Below are 20,268 nucleotides of genomic sequence, written 5' to 3'. Positions count from 1 at the left end.
CGCGCTTGCGCTACTCTCTTGCTACTTCTTTTTTTTGATGTGAATTCATGAGCCAGACCGCGACCATTTTNGTCATTGATGACGAACCGCAGATCCGCAAGTTCTTGCGGATCAGCCTGGCCTCCCAGGGCTACAAGGTGATCGAGGCCGGCACCGGCAACGAAGGCCTGGCCCAAGCGGCATTGAGCAAACCGGATTTGCTGGTGCTCGACCTTGGCTTGCCCGACATGGACGGCCAGCAAGTGTTGCGCGAGTTTCGCGAGTGGTCGACAGTGCCGGTGCTGGTGCTCTCGGTACGTGCCGGCGAAGGGCAGAAGGTGGAAGCACTCGATGGCGGTGCCAACGATTACGTGACCAAGCCGTTCGGTATTCAGGAGTTCCTGGCCCGGGTGCGCGCCTTGTTGCGCCAGGCGCCCGCGGGTGAGGCTCAGCAAGCGGCGCTGACGTTCGGCCCGTTGACCGTGGACCTGGCCTATCGCCGNGTCCTGCTGGACGGCGTCGAAGTGGCGCTGACCCGCAAGGAGTATGCGGTGCTGGCGCAATTGGCGCGGCATCCCGGGCGGGTGATTACCCAGCAGCAACTGCTCAAGGATATCTGGGGGCCGACCCACACCGAAGACAGCCACTATCTGCGCATCGTCGTCGGCCACCTGCGCCAGAAGCTGGCGGACGACCCGACTCAGCCGCGGTTTATCGTGACCGAAGCGGGGGTTGGGTATCGATTGTTGAGTGAGGGCAGCCTTTAGCTGTTTGCTGAATGATCCGGCCCCATCGCGAGCAAGCTCGCTCCCACAGGTGATCTTTGGTGGTCACAAAATTTGTGCCTCACTTGAGTCCACTGTGGGAGCGAGCTTGCTCGCGATGAGGCCGGATCATTCACCCGAAAACGTCAGGAATCCCGCTCATTCTCATACCGATCCAACGTATCCCTGGCGATTTCCCGCCCTAAAGCGATCAACTCCGGCGCCTTGTAGAACTCGAAAAACCGGCACACGCGCTTCGGCACGTTGATCAGCACATCCGGCGGGTAGCCGGCGATCTTGTACTGCGCCAGCGACGTTTGCATCACCTCGAAGCTCTGGTTGATCAGGTCCAGCAGCGACGCCGGGCCAACGTTGTCGATGATGAACGAGCCNGTNGCCGACTTCGGTGCGCCTTCGCGTTCGGGGGCGGCCGCCGGTTGCTGGGCTTCGGGTTCGGCGGACTCGATCCAGGGGTTGATGTCGGCCGCTTCGGCCATCAACGCTTCCTTTTCCAGCAGCAGCAATTGTTCTGCCTGTTTGCGGCGGAACGGCATTTTTGAACCCAGGGAATTGATCAGGCTGTCGAACCGGGTCTTGAACGCGGGCGGACGCTGAATCACCGGCAGTTGATAGTGGCGCTGGTTGGTGGAGTTGAGGTTGACCGCAATGATCAAGTCGCAATGGCTCGACACCACCGGCACAATCGGCAGCGGGTTGAGCAGGCCGCCGTCCACCAGCATGCGGTTACCTTGCATCACCGGCGTGAACAGGCTTGGAATCGCCGCCGAAGCGCGCATGGCCTGGTGCAGGCAGCCTTCCTGGAACCAGATTTCCTGTTGGTTGGTCAGGTCCGTGGCAACGGCGGTGTAAGGAATTCGCAGGTCTTCGATGTTGATCTCGCCGACGATCTTGCGGATCTGCCCGAACACTTTCTCCCCGCGAATCGCGCCCAGGCGAAAACTGACGTCCACCAGGCGCAAGACGTCGAGGTAGTCCAGGCTTTCGATCCAGTTTCGGTACTCATCGAGCTTGCCGGCGGCATAGATCCCGCCCACCACCGCCCCCATCGAGCAACCGGCGATACAGGCGATGTCGTAGCCGCGCCGTTCGATTTCCTCAATGACACCGATATGGGCATAGCCCCGGGCCCCGCCTGAGCCCAGCACCAGTGCGACACGCTTTTTCATGAATCGCCCTCGTCTGACAAGGTTCAACAATGCACCCATCGAGGGGCGCGCTTCAATCGCTAAGGTCGCTCGGCGGACCCAGAGCGTCGTTTTTTCGACACTCCATGGCGGCGCATGGGTATTCTCACGCACGCTTGAAGTTTGCGTGGCGCGGCCAAGGCACTTTTCACGTGCCAGACCGTCTTACCAGCACGACTGTTTACCTAATGTTGAGGTGTGAGTGATGAAAGCCTGGATTTACGTGCCATTGATTGCCCTGGCTCTCGCCGGTTGTGCCGGTAAAACCGCTTATCGTGACAGCTGCGGTAGTGGGCTCGACGCGGCGTGGCATGAACTGGACCTGGCCAAGGCCGAGGGTTTCGCTGGCACCGTCAGCTACTCCAAGGCTCTGTCGCTGTTGACGGCGGCCAAGACCCAGCAACAATTCGAAGGCTTTGAAGGCTGCACCAAGAAGGCCGAGAAGGCGCGCTTCTATATTCGTGAGTCACGCGCTGGTCGTTGAGGCATGATCTAGGCTTACGGAAATTCGCTTCAGGGAGCAAACGATGTCTGCCTTGGTTGATCGGTTGGTGGCTCATGTTCTGGGTCTGGAAGTTCGTCTGCTGGCGTGCCAGGCGCGTTTGAGTGCACGCACCGACCCGGAAGCGCTGCACAACCTGCGCACCACGGTTCGCCGTTTGCGCAGTCTGTTGCGCCCGCTACGCGGTCTCCCCGGGGTCGAGCAGCTGGAAGCGGCGGCGTCCCGGGTGGGCGAGTTGACCACGCCGTTGCGTGATCGCGAGGTGCTGGCGGCGTACTTGCTCAAGCACGATCAACCCGAGGCGGCGCAACGGCGCATGGCGCAGATGGCCGCGGCGTATCCGGCGGTGGCGACCAGCCCCGAAGTGACGCAATTGTTGATGATCGTCGATGCTTTTCCGCGATTTATCCGTGCCTCCCAACGCCAGGGTTTGCTCAAGGGCTTGCGCAAACGCATCGAAAAACGCCTCGCCAAACAATGGAAGAAGCTGGATGAGGCCCTGCATGATCCTGCCCATGATCGCCATCGCTTGCGCCTGCTGATCAAGCGTGTGCGCTATGGCATCGACGCCTATCCCGAACTGGATCGATTGCCTGAAGCGGCGATGCCGCGATTGAAGTCTGCGCAAGGTGCCCTGGGCGAATGGCATGACTGTTTTCAATGGCTGGCCAAGGCTGAACAGGAACCCGATCTGCAACCTTGCGTCGCGGTCTGGAAAACCACCATGGCCAAGGCCGAAGGCTGCGCCGATCGCGTCCTCGACAAACTCAGNGCAGAGTGCGGCCAATCTGANAGACGCAGATCCAAAGGTGGGAGCGGGCTTGCTCGCGAAGGCGGTGTGTCAGTCGCTGGAAATATCGACTGATNTACCGCTATCGCGGGCAAGCCCGCTCCCACAGGGGTTTGGCGGCGCTGGGTGGTGTGGTACTGGCTTATGTAGCGGGCAGAGTGGCCGGAATAAGCGCTGTGCCTGCCTCGCCGTCTGGTTAACATCCCTCCATCCTTTTTCCGCTCCGAGGTTCCCATGCGCTTTTCCGATCTGCTCGACGCCGTCCGCAGCCAGCCGCTGGAGCTGTCTATCCCGGCTGAATGGGCGCAGGGGCGTGCCAGTTTCGGTGGCCTGGTGGCCGCGTTGCAATTCGAAGCCATGCGCGCAAAAGTCCCGGCGGACCGGCCGGTGCGTTCGCTGGCGATCACCTTTGTCGGGCCGGTCGAACCGGAGGTGCCGGTCAGTTTTGAGGTCGATGTGTTGCGTGAAGGCAAAGCCGTCAGTCAGGTGCTGGGCCGGGCGATGCAGAAGGGCCAAGTGGTGACGCTGATCCAGGGCAGCTTCGGTGCCTCGCGACCTTCCGAAGTGGCGGTCGCGGCCGAGCCGGCACCTGAAATGAAGCACTGGGACGATTGCCAGGAACTGCCGTATATCAAAGGCGTACNCCCNGAATTCATGCGGCACCTGGCAATGCGCTGGAGTGTCGGCGGGCTGCCGTTTACCGGTAATAAATCCCGCGACATGGGCGGCTGGGTGCGTTTGCGCGGCGACGTGAAGGAAGAGCCCCTTACCGAGTCGCACATTCTGGCACTGGTGGACGCCTGGCCACCGGCTCTGTTGCCGCACCTGAGCAAACCCGCGATGGGCAGCACGCTGACCTGGACCATCGAATTCGTCCAGCCGTTGCTCGAGTTGAGTACGCTGGACTGGTGCAAATACCTGGTGGAAATTGAGCATGGTGCTGACGGCTACGGTCACGCGGCCGCGAAACTGTGGAGCGCGGACGGTCAGTTGATCGCCATGAGCCGGCAGACGGTGACGATTTTCGCCTGATCAGTGACGACGGTGGCGCTCACGCCAGGCGCGCCACCAGCCGCCACTGAGGAAAAACCGGGGGAAGGTCAGGAACTGCTCGACCAGCAAGCGCGACAGCGCATCTTTACGATCACTGAACGGCTCGGAGGCTTGCGCCTCCAGGCTGTGGCCATGGCGCTGCAAGCCCAACGCGGCGATCACGCCAATGACGCCGATGGTGAAGTTCACGAAGTTCAGGCCGAACACCCCGGAAACAATCAGTAGAAACGCCACGATGAACAGCGGCACGGCAATCAGGTGCAACACCAGATTGGTCGGGTGCTGGTGATTGCCCGGGTAGGCGCGCCATTGCCAGGCGGGTAGGTTGGGGTGACGTTTGCCCATGATGCTAATCCTCGATCCATGTTGAACACATGATTGAAGAATAGGCGTGGTCACTGCGAGCGACGAATCAAGGTTGGCTATCGAAGTGATAGCGGTCATGGTCAGGATTGATGTTGAGCGGGCTGACGCCTTCGCGGGCAAGCCTTGCTCCTACAACATCAAGAGCGCGCAATTCCCTGTAGGAGCGAGGCTTGCCCGCGAAGAGGCCTTCAAAGCTTGAGCTGCCCGATCGCCTTGTTCAATTCCCCGGCCAACGCCGCCAGCTCGTTGCTGGTAGTCGCCGAATCCACCGTTTGCTGCACCGTGTTCTCGGTCACGTCCCGAATACTCACCACCGCCCGGTTCATTTCTTCCGCGACCTGACTCTGCTGCTCGGCCGCCACCGCAATCTGCGTATTACTTTCGCGCATCTGCGCCACGGCACCGGTGATTTCGGCGAGCGCCGCGCCGGCTTCCTGGGCCTGTTGCACGCAGTCGTCGGCCTTGAGTGAGCTTTCCTGCATGAAGTCCACGGCGTCGCGGGTGCCCGATTGCAGGGCTGACACCATGCGGGTGATTTCGTCTGTGGAGGTTTGCACGCGTTTGGCCAGGTTGCGCACTTCATCGGCGACCACCGCAAAGCCACGGCCCATNTCGCCGGCCCGTGCCGCTTCAATCGCAGCATTCAGGGCCAGCAGATTGGTCTGCTCGGCAATGCTGTGAATCACGCCGACCACGCCGTTGATTTTCTGACTGTCCTCGGCCAGGCGCTGGATCATCTCGGCCGTCTGCTGTACGCCGCTGGACAACCCGGCGATGGATTTCTGCACCCGACTGACCACTTCCTGCCCGCTGCCAGCCAAGGTGTCAGCAGTTTGCGAGAGGTCGCGGGTTGCGCCGGCGTGCTGGGCGATGTGATAGACAGTGGCGGTCATTTCGTTGATCGCGGTGGCGGCTTGGTCGGTTTCGCTTTGCTGGCCGAGCATGCCGTGTTGCACCTCGTTCATGCTCGAAGCCAGTCGTGCCGCGCCGACATCCAGTTGCCGGGCGGTGCTGGCGACGGTGTTGACCACTCGCTGGTAACCGGCCTGCATCGCATTGAAGGCATTGGCCATCTGCCCGACCTCGTCCTTGCAGGCGAGCGGCACACGGGCTGACAGGTCGCCGGTTTTCTCGACGTGGAGCATCACATCTTTCAAGGTGTTGAGCTGACTCAGCAGGAAGCGGATCAGCAACTGCGAGGCGCCGAGCATCGCCAGCATCAGGATCAGCACGACCACAGCGTAGTTGGCGAAGCGTTCGCCGAACACCTGGCTCAGGCTCGGGCCATGGGCGATCACCGCGACCTGCTGACCGTCGGGGCGGGAGAACACCTCAGCGCCCATCAACGGGTTGTCGCCGAATAGCGGCATGGAATTGATCTTGACCCAGCCATTGGCCTCGGCCAGTTCCAGCACCGGTTGCTCGTTCAGCAACGGCGCCTGCCCGCGACTGAAGGTCAGCAGATTATCGGCCTTGGGCAACGGTTGTCCGGCAGGCCAGGCATTGAGCAAGCGAGCCTGCGCCTGAGCCGACACTTGAGANGCCGCGTTGCGTGCCTGTTGTTCGAGCTGCACGGCGTACAGCACCAGCAGCAATGTGGTGATGAAAGCGACCGCGTTGACCGCCCAGAATTTGTATTTCAGCGAGATATTGCTAAGCCAGGCACCCATGGAAGGTTTTCTCTGATAGCGGAAACAGTATTGGCAAGGTGCCAGCATTGTGCCGCTATGCAGCGATTCTGAACTTGATGTGGATCAAGGATCATCACAAATCCCCTGTGGGAGCGGGCTTGCTCGCGAAAGCGGTGAATCAGTCGACTTCTACATTGACTGTTCCAACGCCTTCGCGAGCAAGCCCGCTCCCACAGGGGGATTTGTGATTACTGGGGGATTGAGGGCAGGCCGTAAAACGCCCGTGCGCAGGCAGTGGTGTGGGCGGCCAGATCCTCTTCCGTTTCACCCCGATGCAACGCCACTTCCCGCAACACTTCCGTCAAATACGCCGGTTCATTGCGACCGTTCTTCGGCTTGGGTCGCAAGCTGCGTGGCAACAGATACGGCGCATCGCTCTCCAGCATCAAACGCCCGCGCTTTATCTCTTTCACCAACGGATGCAAATGCGTGCCACGGCGCTCGTCGCAGATCCAACCGGTGATGCCGATGTGCAAGTCGAGGTCGAGGTAGCTGAACAACGCGTGCTTTTCCCCGGTGAAGCAATGCACTACTGCGGCCGGCAGTTGATCGCGGTAATCACGTAGGATTTCCAGCAGTCGCTGACTGGCATCGCGTTCATGGAGGAACACCGGCAATTGCAGTTCGACCGCCAGCGCCAGGTGTTCTTCGAGGACTTTTTCCTGCTGGGGCCGCGGGGAAAAATCCCGGTTGAAATCCAGCCCGCATTCACCCACGGCCACCACGTTGGGTTCCTTGAGCAAACTGCGCAGGCGCTGGTCGCTGTCGGCGTTCCAGTCGCTGGCCGAATGAGGGTGAATGCCTGCGGTGGCGAACAGCCGCTGGGCCGTTTCGTCCAGATGCCGGCACAGCTCCAGCGCCTGCTCGCTGCCTTCGACACTGGTGCCGGTCAGCACCAATTGGCAGACCCCCGCGGCATACGCGCGATCAAGAACGGCCTGGTGCCTCTCGTCGAAACAGGGGTTGGTCAGGTTGACGCCGATATCAATGAGTTGCATGGTGCTATCTCCGCCTGCGGCCGGAAAGCATATCAGAGCTGTAGATTTATAAGAAAAACTAAGAACTACAACGAGTTAAAGCTGTCTCTTGATGCCGCGAGACACGCCGGGGTGGCCAAGGTGCCATCACTGTGCCAGTCTTTCGCACTTTGTCAGCGCTCAAGGCGCTCTGTTTCTGTCGTTCGATTTCATGAAAACTCATGAGGTCGGCCCAGTATTCTTTCCGGAGAGTGGATGACACGTCCCTCGATGTTGCTACTGCTGTGCTGTTCGTTGCTGCTGCCGATGCCGGCGGTCGCGCGTCTGGCCGGCCCGCTGCAAGCCGTGCCGGCGGCCAAGGTCCGTGACCTGGCGGAGATTCGCAGCAGTCGAGTGTTGCGGGTGCTGGTCAATCAGAGCCGCAACAGTTCCGGTGAGGTCCAGGGCCAGGCCATCGGTGTCGAATACCACCGCTTGCGCGCCTTCGAGCAATACCTCAACGGTCACGCCCGTGACGGTCAGGAAGTCACCCTCAAGATCATTCCCAAAGGCAAGGACCAACTGCTCGGTGCCTTGCAGCGCGGGGAAGGCGACCTGGTGGCGCCGGGGGAGCTGCTCGATTTGCAACCGGGCCATGCGATCAGCAGCAGCGAACCGATTGCCAGCAACATCCCATTGGTGCTGGTGGGCATCAAGGGGGAGCGCCGTTACACCCGCGTCGAACAACTCTCGGGTAAAACCCTGGCGCTGCCCACTGGCAGCGCGGCTGGGGATGCGGTCAGTCAGATCAATTCAAAGCTTGCACTGCACAAGCTGGCACCGGTGAAAATCGAATGGGTCGACCCCAGTCTGGCGGTCGAGGACGTTCTGGAAATGGTCCAGGGCGGGATCTTTCACCTGACCATTGTCGAGCAACCGATTGCCGAGCGCTGGGGCAAGATCCTGCCCAAATTACGTTTTGATAAGCAGGTGTCGATCAGCGACCCGGGCGAAGAGTTCTGGTTCGTGCGCCGCGACGCCTCGATGCTGCGCGCGAGCATCGATCGCTTCCTGACCACCTACAAGAAACCGTCGGACCAGGATGCGGCGTTCCTGCGCATTTATCGACGTCTGTATCAAGTGCACTATCCCTTGGCCAAGGCTGATCGCCAGCGTCTGGAAAAACTTCGCCCGGTGCTGCAAAAGCACGCGGATGCCCAGGGCATGGATTGGCTGAACCTGGCAGCGCTGGCCTTCAAGGAGTCTGCCCTGCAACCCAACGCCCGCAGCGGCAGCGGCCCCACCGGCCTGATGCAGATCACTCCGTCCGCCGCCCAGCGCGTCGGGGTTAACAACATTCAGAACCTCGACGCCAATGTGCAGGCCGGGGCCAAGTACCTGGCGATGATCCGACGCAAGTTCTTCGCAAGCCCCAAACTCAACGAGCGTGAACGCATGGCCTTTGTGCTGGCGGCTTACAACATGGGGCCGGAGCGTGTGCAGGGCATGCGTGCGGAGGCACGCCGCCGGGGGTTGAACCCCAATCAGTGGTTCTTCCAGGTTGAACGTATTGCCATGGAGCAGGTGGGAATGGGTGGCGTCAGCTATGTTAATAGCGTGAACAAGTATTACTTGGCGTTCGATCGTGAGAGGGAATCGTTGGAGCCCCAGGGGCAGAAAGTTGCCTCACGAAAATGATCGACTAAACTGATTGTTATGTCGCAAAAATCGCGCTTTTAACATTTGGTTTGTCGATTATTATAGCGGCCAACCAACACACAATCACAATGGATGACACAGCATGAGCACACTGATCAACAAGGTACTGTTTACCCGCGCTGGCTACGGCTTGACCGTTCTGCGGATCTTCGTCGGTATCATCTTTGCCGCTCACGGCGCGCAGAAACTCTTCGGCATGTTCGGTGGTTACGGCATTGCCGGCACCGCGCAGTACATGGAAAGCCTGGGTCTGGCACCGGGTCACCTGATGGCGATCCTGTCCGGTGGTACCGAGTTCTTCGGCGGTCTGGCCCTGATCATCGGTCTGCTGGTACGCCCGGCAGCACTGGGGCTGACCTTTCTTTCGCTGGTCGCCATTTTTACCGTGCATATCAGCCACGGCCTGTTCATGTCCAACAACGGTTATGAATTCGCTCTGGCCTTGCTCGGCGGCAGCATCGCTGTACTGATCGAGGGTGCCGGCAAACTGTCGGTAGACCGCGCGATCGCTGACTGACCGCTCTGGCTCAACGAAAAGGCCCGCATTGCGCGGGCCTTTTTTGTTGTGCGTCATTCTTGACACCGCCCCATCGGCTTCTCTAGGATGCTGCTCATGCGCCGATTTAAACAGCTAATTGCGGGGCGCCACTGGGACTCATNCAGTTCCCGATAGAAGCTTGAAACAGGCTTCGAAATACCGCTAAAGCGCTGGTTCGGTGTTGCCTCTCACCTGCCATGCAGACTTTTGAGGCAGAGACACGACCCAATGAATGCACTAAGCCCTGTTGTACGCCCCGCGCCGATCACGGCACACCTCACCCAGCGCAATCCAAAAATCCTGCTTGGCGGGAAACATCAGCCGACGCTCCTGCGTTATCTCGATGGCTGGCCACGTCGTACCGGCGGCCCTGCGGCGTTCCTGATCCAGTTTGTCGAAGACGGTGAATCACTGGCGCGATTTGCCAGCGACAGTTTTGATCTGGCGGTGATTCAATCGCCCAGCATTGAGGACGCACCTGAAGTGATCAAGCAACTGACCCGGGTTGCCCGGCAAGGTTTGATCACGCGCCGCTGAAGCTTTAGAGATACTCGATCGCCACGATATACACGCACTGCTCACCGGTCGGTGTCTGGACCCGAACCTCGGCGTCCAGCGCCTTGCCAATGAGCGCACGAGCGAGCGGCGAGTCGATGCTGATCAGGCCCAGTTTCAGGTCCAGTTCATCCGGCCCGACAATGCGGTAGCGTGACTCTTTGCCGTCTTCATCTTCGATGGTGACCCAGGCGCCGAAGTAGACCTTATTCGGGTCGCTGGGCTTCTCGCTGACAACCTTCAGTGCTTCGAGACGCTTGGTGAGAAAGCGCACGCGACTGTCGATTTCGCGCAGCATCTTTTTACCGTAGGTGTACTCGGCGTTTTCCGAACGATCCCCCTGGGCCGCCGCCTCGCTGACCGAACCTACAAAACCCCCTTCCTTTTTTCTTAGCAGCTTGGGATAGTACCCCTAACTACATAATAGTTAGTATGCGGAAATGGCCTACGTATTGAAGGTGAAGGCGAGGTACCGGAACGACAACACAGGTCGAGAGGTGAGATTGCCTGCGCTTGTTACAGAGAGCGGGTTGTTGATTTCCCACCTGAGATACCTGGCGAGCAAGCTGTCTAGAGGGCAGTCCTGGCGTGACAAGGTGACCCAGGCGGTCAAGCTTTTGATTGAGTACATCAACGCCAACGAGGGGCGGTTTGAACAGAGCACAGAGCTCTTTCGAGCGTTTGATGAATGTCTGCGGATGGGTACGATCAACCCCTCAGACCTGAGCGACCCTTCGGGCCTTTATTGGAGTCCTCGTACAGCTGAGGATGCCGATTACCTCACGGTGTGCCTTACGGGGTACACCGACTGGCTTACCAAGGAGTCGGATCACGAGATCAAGCGTGCGAATCCTTTTCGTCTGGCAACCTCGACAGAGCAGCGGTTGAACTGGGCTGCTTACTATAACAAGCATGACCGAGTCTTCCTGAATCACCTGGATAGTAGGGAAGACGCAAGAGAAAAAAATCGTTTTGTCCGGGAGATTGCAAGGCGTCAGAAACCGTTTTACGAGGAAGAGGTGAAGCGGTTTCCTGACGATAAAATTCTCCCACTGCTGGACTTCGGATTCATTCGGGCGGATCGGCGCAGGGAGACCAATCCTGATCGAGCTGCAGACTTCAAGTCGCGGGCCATTACGTTATTGATGCACTACGGTGGTGTGAGAAAGAGCGAAGCACTGCATCTCTACCTGACGGACATTGATATAGATAGAAAGCGGTCGGAGGCCATTGTTCGCATTTATCATCCTTCTAATGGTGCTTCTCCGGATAAAGCGTACAGCACTCGTAGAGAGTATCTCGCCAAAAAGTACTTGCTCGTACCTAGAACGGATTATCTGAAGAGTGAACGACTGCACCTGGGTTGGAAGGATCCGGTGCTGACCAGGGAGAAGTTTTTCAAAGTGGAATTTTATCCGCCGCATAAGGCGACGGAGTTTCTACTCACCTTTAGGAAATACTTGCAATACCAGCGTGTTGAGCCGCATGGCCAGGATCATCCGTACGCATTTACTAATTCTAAAGGTGAGCCTGAGACGATTAAGAATTTTCAGCGGTTACATAAAGCTGCTGTAAATCGAATTGGTCTAAATCACGAAAAATATCTGGGTACTACCGAACATGGTCATCGGCATGCCTATGGGTATCGTTTGGCCTCAAATGGATTTGCTCAACATGAAATCCAGAAGTCCATGCATCATCAGTCACCTGATTCGTGTCTTGTTTACATTCAGATGACCAACAAAGAACTCCGTGAAAAAATGGAAAGTACCGTCGAAAACTATGGCCAACAATAATCTCTATAAGACCCTGCAAGAGGCTGCCGATGCTGCACAAGCATTAGGCATTAATAATATGGTCGAGTACAAGGCTCGCTATCGCGAAGATGAAATGCTTCCGTCGAGCCCTGGAAGGTACTACCCACTTGAATGGGAAGGACCTTCACGCTTTTTTAGTTGGGTTAATCGACGGTACGCCACCTACGCAGAAGCCAAGGAGGCCGTGAAGGCGCTTCATGTTTATACAGCGAAGCAGTATAGGAAGTTTTATAAAAAAGACCCTCTACTACCAGGTTGGCCTGAAGAGGTTTATGTCGATCTTTGGATGGGGTGGAACGATTTTCTTCCACCGAATCCAGACCATAGATTTTATCCTTCCTTGAAAGAGGCGGGCCAGGCTGCCGTGGCTATCGGGATTACTAGCACAGAGGAGTATAAAAAACGGTACAAAGAGGATTCGCGTCTTCCCTCGAATCCGAATAGCGTCTACGAAAAAGAGTGGATTGGGTTTGCTGATTTTTTTGATGCTCATGTAGAGCGCTACGCGACCTATGCTGAGGGCAGTGCCGCAGTTAAGAAACTGAAAATCTATACCATGTCGCAATATAAGCAGTCTTGCGACCAAGACCCCAAATTGCCGGCCACCCCTGAAAAATACTACGGCGATGAATGGGCGGGTTGGGTTGATTTTCTCCCGGCCAACCCTGACCCGAAGTTTTATGCAACGATGGCTGAGGCTGCCGAGGCTGTTAAACGATTGGGTATCACTACCAAGGCTGAATACAATGTTCGGTATCGAGAGGATCCCAAGCTTGCCTCTAACCCTAATGCCATCTACGAGAATGAGTGGGTTGGTTTTCCAGATTTTTTCGATCGTTTAGTTCATCGCTACGAGACCTATGAGGAGGCCAAGGAGGCCACGAAGTCCCTGGGTGCCTATACGATGCAGCAGTATCGTCTGCTTTGTAATATTGACCATAAGCTGCCCGCGTACCCAGAAGAGTTTTATGGCAAAGACTTCAAGGGTGCTCGCGATTTTCTGCCTCCTAGTCCGGACTCCAGATTTTACACATTCAAAGAAGCCGTCTTTGCCGTTCAGAAACTGGGTATCAAAACGAGCATTGAGTACAAAAAGCGTTACCGGGAAGACTCCCGACTGCCTGCTAATCCGAACACCGTCTACAAGAACGAGTGGAATGGCTTCAAGGATTTTTTTGGCCTACGGGTAGATTATTACGCTACCTATGCTGAGGCCAAGGAAGCGGCCAAGGCTCTGGGGGCCTACACAACGCCGCAGTACAAAACACTTCACGTCAACGATCCGAGGCTGCCAACGAGTCCGCAAGATGTCTATCGCCGCGAGTGGACGAACTGGCCGGATTTTCTGCCGCCCTATCCGGATAAGCGCAAGGGTAAGTACGCCACCTTGGCGCAGGCGTCTGCAGTCGTAAAAAAACTCGGTATTCGAACGCAGCGTGAGTACATAGCGCGTCACAAGGCTGATGAAAAACTGCCTTTTTCCCCGGCGCAATATTATGCGAGTGAGTGGACAGGGTGGGGAGACTTTACGGGACATGTCTATCGCGAAAAACACGAAAGCTATTACGCCACGTACGCCGAATCCAAGGAGGCTGCCCAAAAGCTAGGGGCAGTGAGCGGTGGTGATTATCGCAGCAAGGTTGTCCAGGATGAAAAGCTCTCACCATTCCCGGATAAAACCTATGCCAAGGAATGGAAAGGCTGGAACGATTACCTCGGTACGGTCAGTCACGCGGAAAAATACGCGACGTATGACGAGGCGCGCGCGGCAGCTCGGGCGTTGAATTTTGGTTCCAATACAAACTACGGGCGTACCTACAAAGCTCTTGATCCAAGACTTCCAGGATCACCAGCCCAGTTCTATAAAAAGGACTGGATGGGATGGGCTGATTACCTTGGATCGCGCAGAGGGAAAGTCTTTTATTCATACGAAGAGGCGAAGCGGCGTGTTGCCGAGCTTGAGATTTACTCTGCCAAACAATACGCCCAGGATTACCGCAAAGACCCGATGCTTCCTTCTGTACCTGACAAAACGTATGCGGATTACTGGGAGGGTTGGGGGCGATTCGTCATTACACGAGCAGTCGTAGCTTTTTACGAGACGTTGGCACAGGCCAAAGAAGCCGTCAGACGCTTGGATATCACTTCCTCGATCGAGTACAAAATTCGTCACAGCGAAGACCCTCGGCTGCCTTCAAATCCCAACATCAAGTACGCCAATGAGTGGATTGGATTCCCCGATCTGCTAGGCGACTATGTTCCCAAGTACGCGACGGTTACTGAGGCCAGCACGGCAGCACAACGCCTTGGGTTCAGGACGAAGGAGCAGTATCTGGAGGGATACAAGGAGGATCCGAGGCTTCCGGCGTCTCCGCAGGTGATGTATGCCGATAAATGGGAGGCCTGGGGCTGGGATGCCTATCTTGGAGTGGAGAAGTACAGGGATATTTATGAGGCTGGAGCAGCTGCCCGAGCCCTGGGTATCACCGGTTCTTCTGAATACCTTCGTCTGAGCAGGGGCGATCCTAGGTTGCCGGCTGATCCGATCGATTACTACCGGTCGCAATGGAAGGGTTGGGTTGATTTTCTATTGCCTGAAACCTGCCTGACATTAGCGGACGTAAAGTTCGTCATCAAGGTCGTGAAAATCAAGAACAGTGTCGAGTACCGTGAAGAGTACGGGAACTACTCCTGCCTCCCTGCGAACCCCGATCGAGTCTTCAATCACGAATTTGTGGATTGGTATGACCTCTGTGATATTGCACGGCCTTACAGCTATGAAGAATGCAGCAGCATCGTCATCGATAATGGCGTGGCAGGGGGGATGGCTTATCGTGCATTTCGTGCTGCGCAGAATGATCCTCGCCTGCCTCAAAATCCCGCAAGCACGTATAAGGACAAGTGGGTCAACTGGCATAGGTTTGTTGGCAAGCAGGAGCCTCTGAATACAGGAAACATCCGCGCACCTTACCTTCCGTGGAAGGACGCGATTGATGAGTTCATGAAGAGCTCCCGGGGGGCTGACACCAAGATCGCAAGCCTTTGCCGGTTTGTACGCTACTACATTCAGAAGTATGCATTGGGCACGTCACCCGAAGCGTTTCTGACATCCCCCAAGATTGATTTGAAGCTTTTTGACGCGTTCACATCGGAGCAATCTGAGAACAATGCGCGCTACATCATTGCGGCGGTCAAGGAGTTTTGCGATCACATCCTGCTACGCAAGTTGACGGTGGAGGATGAGGATACCAGTGAGCTCGTATTGGTTCCGAATGCCCGCAATCCTTTTGCGGCAGTTCAATATGAAGGCAGCGCGAGTGGCGGCAATCTGGGTGAAAGCAGCAAGCCTGCATTGGCTTACCAGTTTGTGCATGCGATGGGTGAGTGGATGGTTCCTGACACCGCGCAAACCTATGCCGATCTCGGACACCTGCAGGTCTTTGACGCCGACTGGGTCGAAGTCGATCCATCCATCGTGGATCTGGATGATCCTGATTGTGTGTTCAAGCAGGAGCATGGAAAAACCAAGATGTGGAACCCAGTCTCCTGGATGCATACCTTTGCACTGGCTTCGGTGCCAGCGCGAGGCAAACAACTCGGATACAACGATTCGGGTGAAGGTGATCGTGAAATTCCCGACGTTGTCGATGGCAAGATTGTTTGGGTGCCTAACACCTCTGTGTTGGCTGGAACGACCGAGGATCAGGGGTTTATCAAGCGCTACCCTGACGACCAGATCGGCATGCACTTCACTTCCAACAAAACCTCCTCTGATGGTCTTGGGTACAACGTTGCCTGGATGCCCGAGAAGCTCGCGATTTGGATGATCCGCTTGCGTAAATGGCAGGCGAAATACAATCCGATCAGTCGACCTATGCCGTGGCTTGAGTGTGTGCGGACGGATCTGAATGAGAAGCAGAGAAAAGCGAGGGGAGCAAACTGCTTCTTGTTCCGAGATTTTGGGGGAGAGGAGTGCGCCCATTTTGCCCATCGTCTGAAAGATCGCTTGGCTGCTGCATTGTTCTACAGCCAGCCGTCAAGCCTGGCTCTGGCCGAATGCAACGGGAGTATGTCGGCGCTTTCGGGTTACCAATCCAAGTACACGCCTCATAGCATGCGGGTGAGTCTGATCACTGCTTATGTGATGGAGTTTGGTCTTCCGCTTGAAGTCGTCATGAAAATTGCGGGCCACAGCGCCATCGTGATGACGATTTACTACGTCAAGCTCAATGCTGAGGGTATGCGTCAAAAGTTTAGCGAGGGCGAGAAACGAGCGCTTTCGAATCAGGCTTACATGGCCATGCAAATGATTGAGCAGGGTCGGATCGAAGAGGTTCGTAGTCAGCTCATCACTAACAATGAGGAAGCTTTACAGCGGTACATGGGGAACAGTGCGGCGGGTAGCATCTTGTTCCGAGACTATGGTTTTTGTCCGTTCGCTGGGGCGCGTTGCGAGGATGGTGGGCCATTGATTGGCAAGACCCAGGTTCGTCAGCCCGTGGCTGCGGGTTACCTTGGAATGCAAAATTGCCTGCGATGCCGCCATTTTGTATCCGGGCCTGTGTTTATTGGAGGCTTGTTGGCCATCGCTAATGAAATTTCTCTGCAAGCCTCCATCCAGTTCGAGCACATTGCTGATCTTGAATCGTCAATTCAAGAAATGACCAAGAGCATTGATGCGTTGGACGTAGAGCAGTACCTCGCCATCAAAGAGGGTCGAAAGTTTGATGAGAGCGAGCGCAATTGGCTTGAAATGAAAATCCGTAAAACGCGTTCTGAGTCGGAAAGCGCGTCGAAAAAAGCGGATCTTTACCTGTGTGACATTCAGGCGGTTGCACGATTGATCAACCAAAGTCAGGCGCTGCTCAACGAGCAAGCTTCCAGTGGATCGGATACAAACCTACCGCAGCTCATTGTTCATACGGGGCATGAGCTTCATGTGGCGATGGAGGAAACATCGAGATTTCATCAGCTGCACGAGGTTTGTGAGAACGCGGAAATCTATGAATCGGCCTCGGCTGAACTTGCGCTGGCACCTCGCTCACAGATGATCGACAAGATGATTGCCTTCAATAACATGATGCCCAAGATGTATGCACTGGACAAAAAACAGCAGCTGGTTATCGGTAACCAAATGACCAATTTCCTATTGGCTCGGGTCAAGTCCTGGGACAGGGTGGACAAGCTCATTGAGGGCAAACTGTTGCTGCAGGATCTTGGCGATCAGGAATGCATCGCGCCGACTGACATCCAGGCCATTTTGGCGGGCCGCCAATCAGCTGCACTTGAAGCGAGCGCACTATGATGGATCCCAAAGCCACACTGGAACACCTTAAGACGATTGCTTCGCCGCGAACGCACCGAACATTGGAGGCCATTTATGAGGTGTGCCAGGAACAGGCAGGGCGGGGCATTTCGGACTTTTCTTTTTCGACCATCGCACGTTTGGGCGAGAAACGTGGAGTGCCTCAGGCGCAGAGCATTCGTAACGCCTCGGGTGTTCATTACCGTGCGTTGATCGAGTCTTTTGCTGCGGGTGCACCCGTCAAAAGAAAGAAGAAGAACAACCCTGAGTCAGAGGCGTGGATCGAAGAGCTGCCTTCTCCACGGCATCGTATGCTCGTGAATATTCTCCTTTCCGAACTGGCGGAGTCGCGCCGGCTGGTACGTGAGGTTGTGCCACCAAACTTGGAGATTTACGTCGATGACAGGAGTGCGCCAAAGGGAAGCTTCAAGCTGAATGCTTCCGAGCGTCGGGCGCTGGAGTACATCCTGTCAGATGATTTCATGAGCATGTGGCATTTCAAGCGAGGAAAGGTTGGTGACATCATTGATGAGAATGGGCAGAAGGTACTTAAACCAGGAACCATTGATGCGATCGAAAAGGCATTGAAATATCTCTAGTGGATTGCGCATTTGGCAATAGTGCTCGTTGGGTGGTCTGAATTACGCCTGGGAGCAGTAAGCTAAGAAAAGGTTTACGAGAGCTAGATGAGGGGGAGGTGATGGTCTCTGCTCTTACGTTATCCATCGTCTGGTCGTTATTTGAAAGGCGGATTCGTGGCTACGCTACCTGGCGTGCCCATTGCGTTATCCAGTCACCTATCCCCCAATCTCTGAATCCCTTAGGCTGCGCCCGCGATCCCGCGTCAATGGTATGGTGATGAGGCTGGCCCAGTGAAAGCTAAGAAACGGTATGTAAGGTTGAATGTGGGGCGCTGGCCTGCATTTTTTCCGTACAAAGATGCAAGGGTCTATGGCTTCGACTTTTTGATGCGAGCCGAGGCTGACCGGATATACGCATGTTTGGCTTGCGCTTCCGCTTTCGGAGATGAAAAAGTCTGTGTCATTTGGAACGCTGCGAGGGACTTCTTCAGTGAGTCGGTGATGGAGGCAAGGCTGCGAGCAATCTTACTCGCGAATAAGTTTGCCCTGAGGCAGATGTATGACGATCTTGTCCTCTCTGACGGCGGTGAAGGCTGTCGAGAAGAGTGCCCCGAAGAAGATCACCCCGTGATGAAAATCTTGTCTCGACTGATACGAGAGCACGGCAGAGAGTGCTTGGCGAATTTGGACTACCCCTGGGGCGATCGTTCTGGTTTGGGTTGGGCCGATTTGACAGATAAGGTGAGAGAGCTCCTTGCCACTGAGGGGAATGGAGTCATCTGGGAGTTAACCTTGGCTGAGGACTTGGGGCTGTAATGCAGGCCGTTCAACCGAATGCTCAGGCCAGCTCAGATAAGGGAAACAATGGCTTCCCTTTTCTGAACGTGGTGCTTGAGAGCGGGTGAGAGGCGTTTCAAGCCCGATCGTATGGACTTAGATGAACCCTCGACGCTTGAGGTCTTCACGAGCTTTGCGTTTGATTTTTTTGATCGGTGGGTCTTCTACCACGAGATGTTTTTTGTTGAATAGGGAGGGGAAGTGTTCCCTGGCCACTCCTTCAGGAATAGCAGCAAAGGATCCCCAACCGAATTGCCATGACAGCAACTCCCTGCTGGTTTCGATGACGTAAAGCGGCAGTTCGAAGTAAGTACGAAAATCCGTGATTGCAAGCTTATCGTGCCCAAGTCTTGGGACACGGACTTCGTTGCCATGCTTGTCCCAGCCGATGAAGTAGGAGTCATACCCCAGTACTACGTACCTCTTCATTTCCGACTACAGCAAATTTATGAGTCAGCTGCGTAAGGTCGACGAAGTGGTCATCGAGGCGAGCTTCTATCAGGCGGGCAACCAGGCGTTGAAGTTCTTCACGGCAGACTTGGACTGGAAGTAAACCAGGTCTGACAAATTGTCATCTCACGAGTGAGCCAATTGTAAGTAGAGCTCTGCTGCGCTAAGGGCGAGGGAACCAGATGAGAGCGTCAGCCGATTTATAGCGGTGGCGTGGCAGAGTGAATAGAAAGTATTTCGGCTTCATTCCATGAAATTTTTGAAGTCCCATGTTACAGGGACGTGGCTGACGACCTGCGCCAATGCAGTGACCAGTCGATTCAAATGAAGACTTCAATATGCGGAAGAGTCCACAGCCCCGCCCAACCTAGCGATCCCCTGCTTGATATGCCCGGCGTTCTCTCCAATCCTTTCAAGTGCTCCGCGCGCATTCCCACAAGCCTCAGATGATCCGCGTTGCTCCTCCAAAAGGACGAGCTCCATCAGTGCAGCCTCAATCGCCAGTTGGTTTTCGTACATTTTTGCCAGTACGTCGGGAAGGGAATATTGCTCGACCATGACTCGACTCCGTTCGGATGGAGAGCAAAGCATAGCAGTGGTTCGAAAAATGGCCTGGAGCGGTTGGCGGGTGAGGGCGTAATCAAGACAGAAAAAAGCTCAGATCGAACGATGCCAATGACGCTGAACCGTGGTCTTTGCCATCCCCAGCTTCCTCGCGATCTCAGCCTGCGAAAACCCTTGCTCTTTGAGTGCTTGAACTTCCTCTCGCATTTTTGCTGCAGCGGTAATGCGAGGGTGAGGCGTCTCTTCAATTTCCAGCGGAATCGAATCCTGCAGTAGCGCCATATCCTGAAGATCTTTTTCCGCGATTTTCAGGACATCGCCGGCGCTCAGTGCGTCTTGTGCACCACACACCAGTGCCATGAGGGCAACAGGGCTAAGCTCCAGAACTCTGGCAAGTTCAATGATGGCTTCAAGGCTGGGGGAGGTCATTTCATTTTCGATGCGGCTTACATGCGACTGAGTGACCTTTTTGCTTAGCTCATGCTGTGTGAGGCCACGCTTTGTTCGCAAAAGCTTCAGTGCTACGGCGAATGCGGTGCGCACAGACATTTTTTCCGTTCCGTTAAAACAGATCTGTATGCCGTGATTGCTATGAT

18 protein-coding genes and 1 pseudogene are annotated in these 20,268 nt (G+C 55.9%); 11 read left to right on the top strand and 8 right to left on the bottom strand.

Translation table 11 applies throughout. From position 1 onward, the window contains the following. The first annotated feature begins 47 nt into the window (after positions 1-47). Entirely contained in the window at positions 48-746 is a 699-nt protein-coding gene (locus B7L09_RS08295; protein ID WP_094468412.1) for a response regulator, read from the top strand. Between the two features lie 143 nt (positions 747-889). Here the strand turns inward: B7L09_RS08295 and B7L09_RS08290 are convergent, their stop codons facing one another. Next, positions 890-1,930, bottom strand: a complete 1,041-nt coding sequence (locus B7L09_RS08290; protein ID WP_094468411.1) for a patatin-like phospholipase family protein — start codon at positions 1,928-1,930, stop codon at positions 890-892. A gap of 223 nt (positions 1,931-2,153) precedes the next feature. On the opposite strand from B7L09_RS08290, the gene B7L09_RS08285 reads away from it, so the two are divergent. From B7L09_RS08285 to B7L09_RS08275, 3 genes and pseudogenes are all read left to right on the top strand, one after another. Continuing rightward, positions 2,154-2,432 carry a hypothetical protein gene (locus tag B7L09_RS08285; RefSeq protein WP_094468410.1) on the top strand — a complete coding sequence of 93 codons (279 nt, stop codon included), beginning with the start codon at positions 2,154-2,156 and terminating at the stop codon, positions 2,430-2,432. A gap of 43 nt (positions 2,433-2,475) precedes the next feature. Then, positions 2,476-3,240: pseudogene (locus B7L09_RS08280) on the top strand (CHAD domain-containing protein); the annotation flags it as partial. Positions 3,241-3,474: 234 nt separating this feature from the next. Beyond that, on the top strand, positions 3,475-4,272 hold the full coding sequence (locus tag B7L09_RS08275) for an acyl-CoA thioesterase (protein ID WP_094468409.1): 798 nt from the start codon (positions 3,475-3,477) through the stop codon (positions 4,270-4,272). Here B7L09_RS08275 and B7L09_RS08270 read toward each other — a convergent pair whose 3' ends face one another. From B7L09_RS08270 to B7L09_RS08260, 3 genes are all read right to left on the bottom strand, one after another. Beyond that, entirely contained in the window at positions 4,273-4,638 is a 366-nt protein-coding gene (locus B7L09_RS08270; RefSeq protein ID WP_094468408.1) for a terminase, read from the bottom strand. A gap of 209 nt (positions 4,639-4,847) precedes the next feature. Then, positions 4,848-6,329: a methyl-accepting chemotaxis protein gene (locus B7L09_RS08265; RefSeq protein ID WP_094468407.1), complete on the bottom strand. Its 1,482-nt coding sequence runs from the start codon at positions 6,327-6,329 to the stop codon at positions 4,848-4,850. A gap of 209 nt (positions 6,330-6,538) precedes the next feature. After that, a complete protein-coding gene (locus B7L09_RS08260; protein WP_094468406.1) occupies positions 6,539-7,348 on the bottom strand; it encodes a TatD family hydrolase in 810 nt (269 codons plus the stop codon). A 234-nt stretch (positions 7,349-7,582) separates the two neighbouring features. Here B7L09_RS08260 and B7L09_RS08255 point away from each other — a divergent pair, with 234 nt between their 5' ends. The 3 genes from B7L09_RS08255 (at position 7,583) to B7L09_RS08245 (ending at position 10,100) form a co-directional block, all read left to right on the top strand. Continuing rightward, positions 7,583-9,004: an MltF family protein gene (locus B7L09_RS08255; protein ID WP_094468405.1), complete on the top strand. Its 1,422-nt coding sequence runs from the start codon at positions 7,583-7,585 to the stop codon at positions 9,002-9,004. 103 nt (positions 9,005-9,107) lie between these two features. Continuing rightward, the gene (locus B7L09_RS08250; RefSeq protein WP_094468404.1) at positions 9,108-9,542 is read left to right on the top strand and encodes a DoxX family protein; all 435 of its coding nucleotides are present in this window, start codon (positions 9,108-9,110) and stop codon (positions 9,540-9,542) included. Positions 9,543-9,791: 249 nt separating this feature from the next. Next, the gene (locus tag B7L09_RS08245; RefSeq protein WP_094468403.1) at positions 9,792-10,100 is read left to right on the top strand and encodes a hypothetical protein; all 309 of its coding nucleotides are present in this window, start codon (positions 9,792-9,794) and stop codon (positions 10,098-10,100) included. Between the two features lie 4 nt (positions 10,101-10,104). Here B7L09_RS08245 and greB read toward each other — a convergent pair whose 3' ends face one another. Next, positions 10,105-10,515, bottom strand: a complete 411-nt coding sequence (greB, locus tag B7L09_RS08240; RefSeq protein WP_255141772.1) for a transcription elongation factor GreB — start codon at positions 10,513-10,515, stop codon at positions 10,105-10,107. A 43-nt stretch (positions 10,516-10,558) separates the two neighbouring features. Between greB and gmtY the strand changes: the two genes are divergently transcribed. From gmtY to B7L09_RS08220, 4 genes are all read left to right on the top strand, one after another. Then, positions 10,559-11,914 carry a gamma-mobile-trio recombinase GmtY gene (gene gmtY / locus B7L09_RS08235; protein ID WP_010461609.1) on the top strand — a complete coding sequence of 452 codons (1,356 nt, stop codon included), beginning with the start codon at positions 10,559-10,561 and terminating at the stop codon, positions 11,912-11,914. Continuing rightward, on the top strand, positions 11,871-17,240 hold the full coding sequence (gene gmtZ / locus B7L09_RS08230; RefSeq protein ID WP_141213438.1) for a gamma-mobile-trio integrase GmtZ: 5,370 nt from the start codon (positions 11,871-11,873) through the stop codon (positions 17,238-17,240). The genes gmtY and gmtZ overlap by 44 nt, the downstream gene beginning before the upstream one ends. Continuing rightward, entirely contained in the window at positions 17,237-17,839 is a 603-nt protein-coding gene (gene gmtX / locus B7L09_RS08225) for a gamma-mobile-trio protein GmtX (protein ID WP_010461605.1), read from the top strand. The genes gmtZ and gmtX overlap by 4 nt, the downstream gene beginning before the upstream one ends. 273 nt (positions 17,840-18,112) lie before the next feature. Then, on the top strand, positions 18,113-18,637 hold the full coding sequence (locus B7L09_RS08220; RefSeq protein ID WP_010461603.1) for a hypothetical protein: 525 nt from the start codon (positions 18,113-18,115) through the stop codon (positions 18,635-18,637). 117 nt (positions 18,638-18,754) lie between these two features. Here the strand turns inward: B7L09_RS08220 and B7L09_RS08215 are convergent, their stop codons facing one another. The 3 genes from B7L09_RS08215 to B7L09_RS08205 all read right to left on the bottom strand — a co-directional run bounded on the left by B7L09_RS08215 (position 18,755) and on the right by B7L09_RS08205 (position 20,221). Continuing rightward, on the bottom strand, positions 18,755-19,087 hold the full coding sequence (locus tag B7L09_RS08215) for a hypothetical protein (protein WP_010461601.1): 333 nt from the start codon (positions 19,085-19,087) through the stop codon (positions 18,755-18,757). A gap of 354 nt (positions 19,088-19,441) precedes the next feature. Further along, a complete protein-coding gene (locus B7L09_RS08210; RefSeq protein ID WP_010461599.1) occupies positions 19,442-19,666 on the bottom strand; it encodes a hypothetical protein in 225 nt (74 codons plus the stop codon). A gap of 99 nt (positions 19,667-19,765) precedes the next feature. Then, complete coding sequence (locus B7L09_RS08205) at positions 19,766-20,221, bottom strand: helix-turn-helix domain-containing protein (RefSeq protein WP_010461597.1); 456 nt, start codon at positions 20,219-20,221, stop codon at positions 19,766-19,768. Positions 20,222-20,268: the final 47 nt, after the last annotated feature.

The sequence above is a fragment of the Pseudomonas mandelii genome (assembly GCF_002251635.1).
Classification (GTDB): domain Bacteria; phylum Pseudomonadota; class Gammaproteobacteria; order Pseudomonadales; family Pseudomonadaceae; genus Aquipseudomonas; species Aquipseudomonas mandelii_B.
Note: the sequence above shows the minus strand (reverse complement) of the source record. Positions and strands in the feature narration are given on the sequence as shown.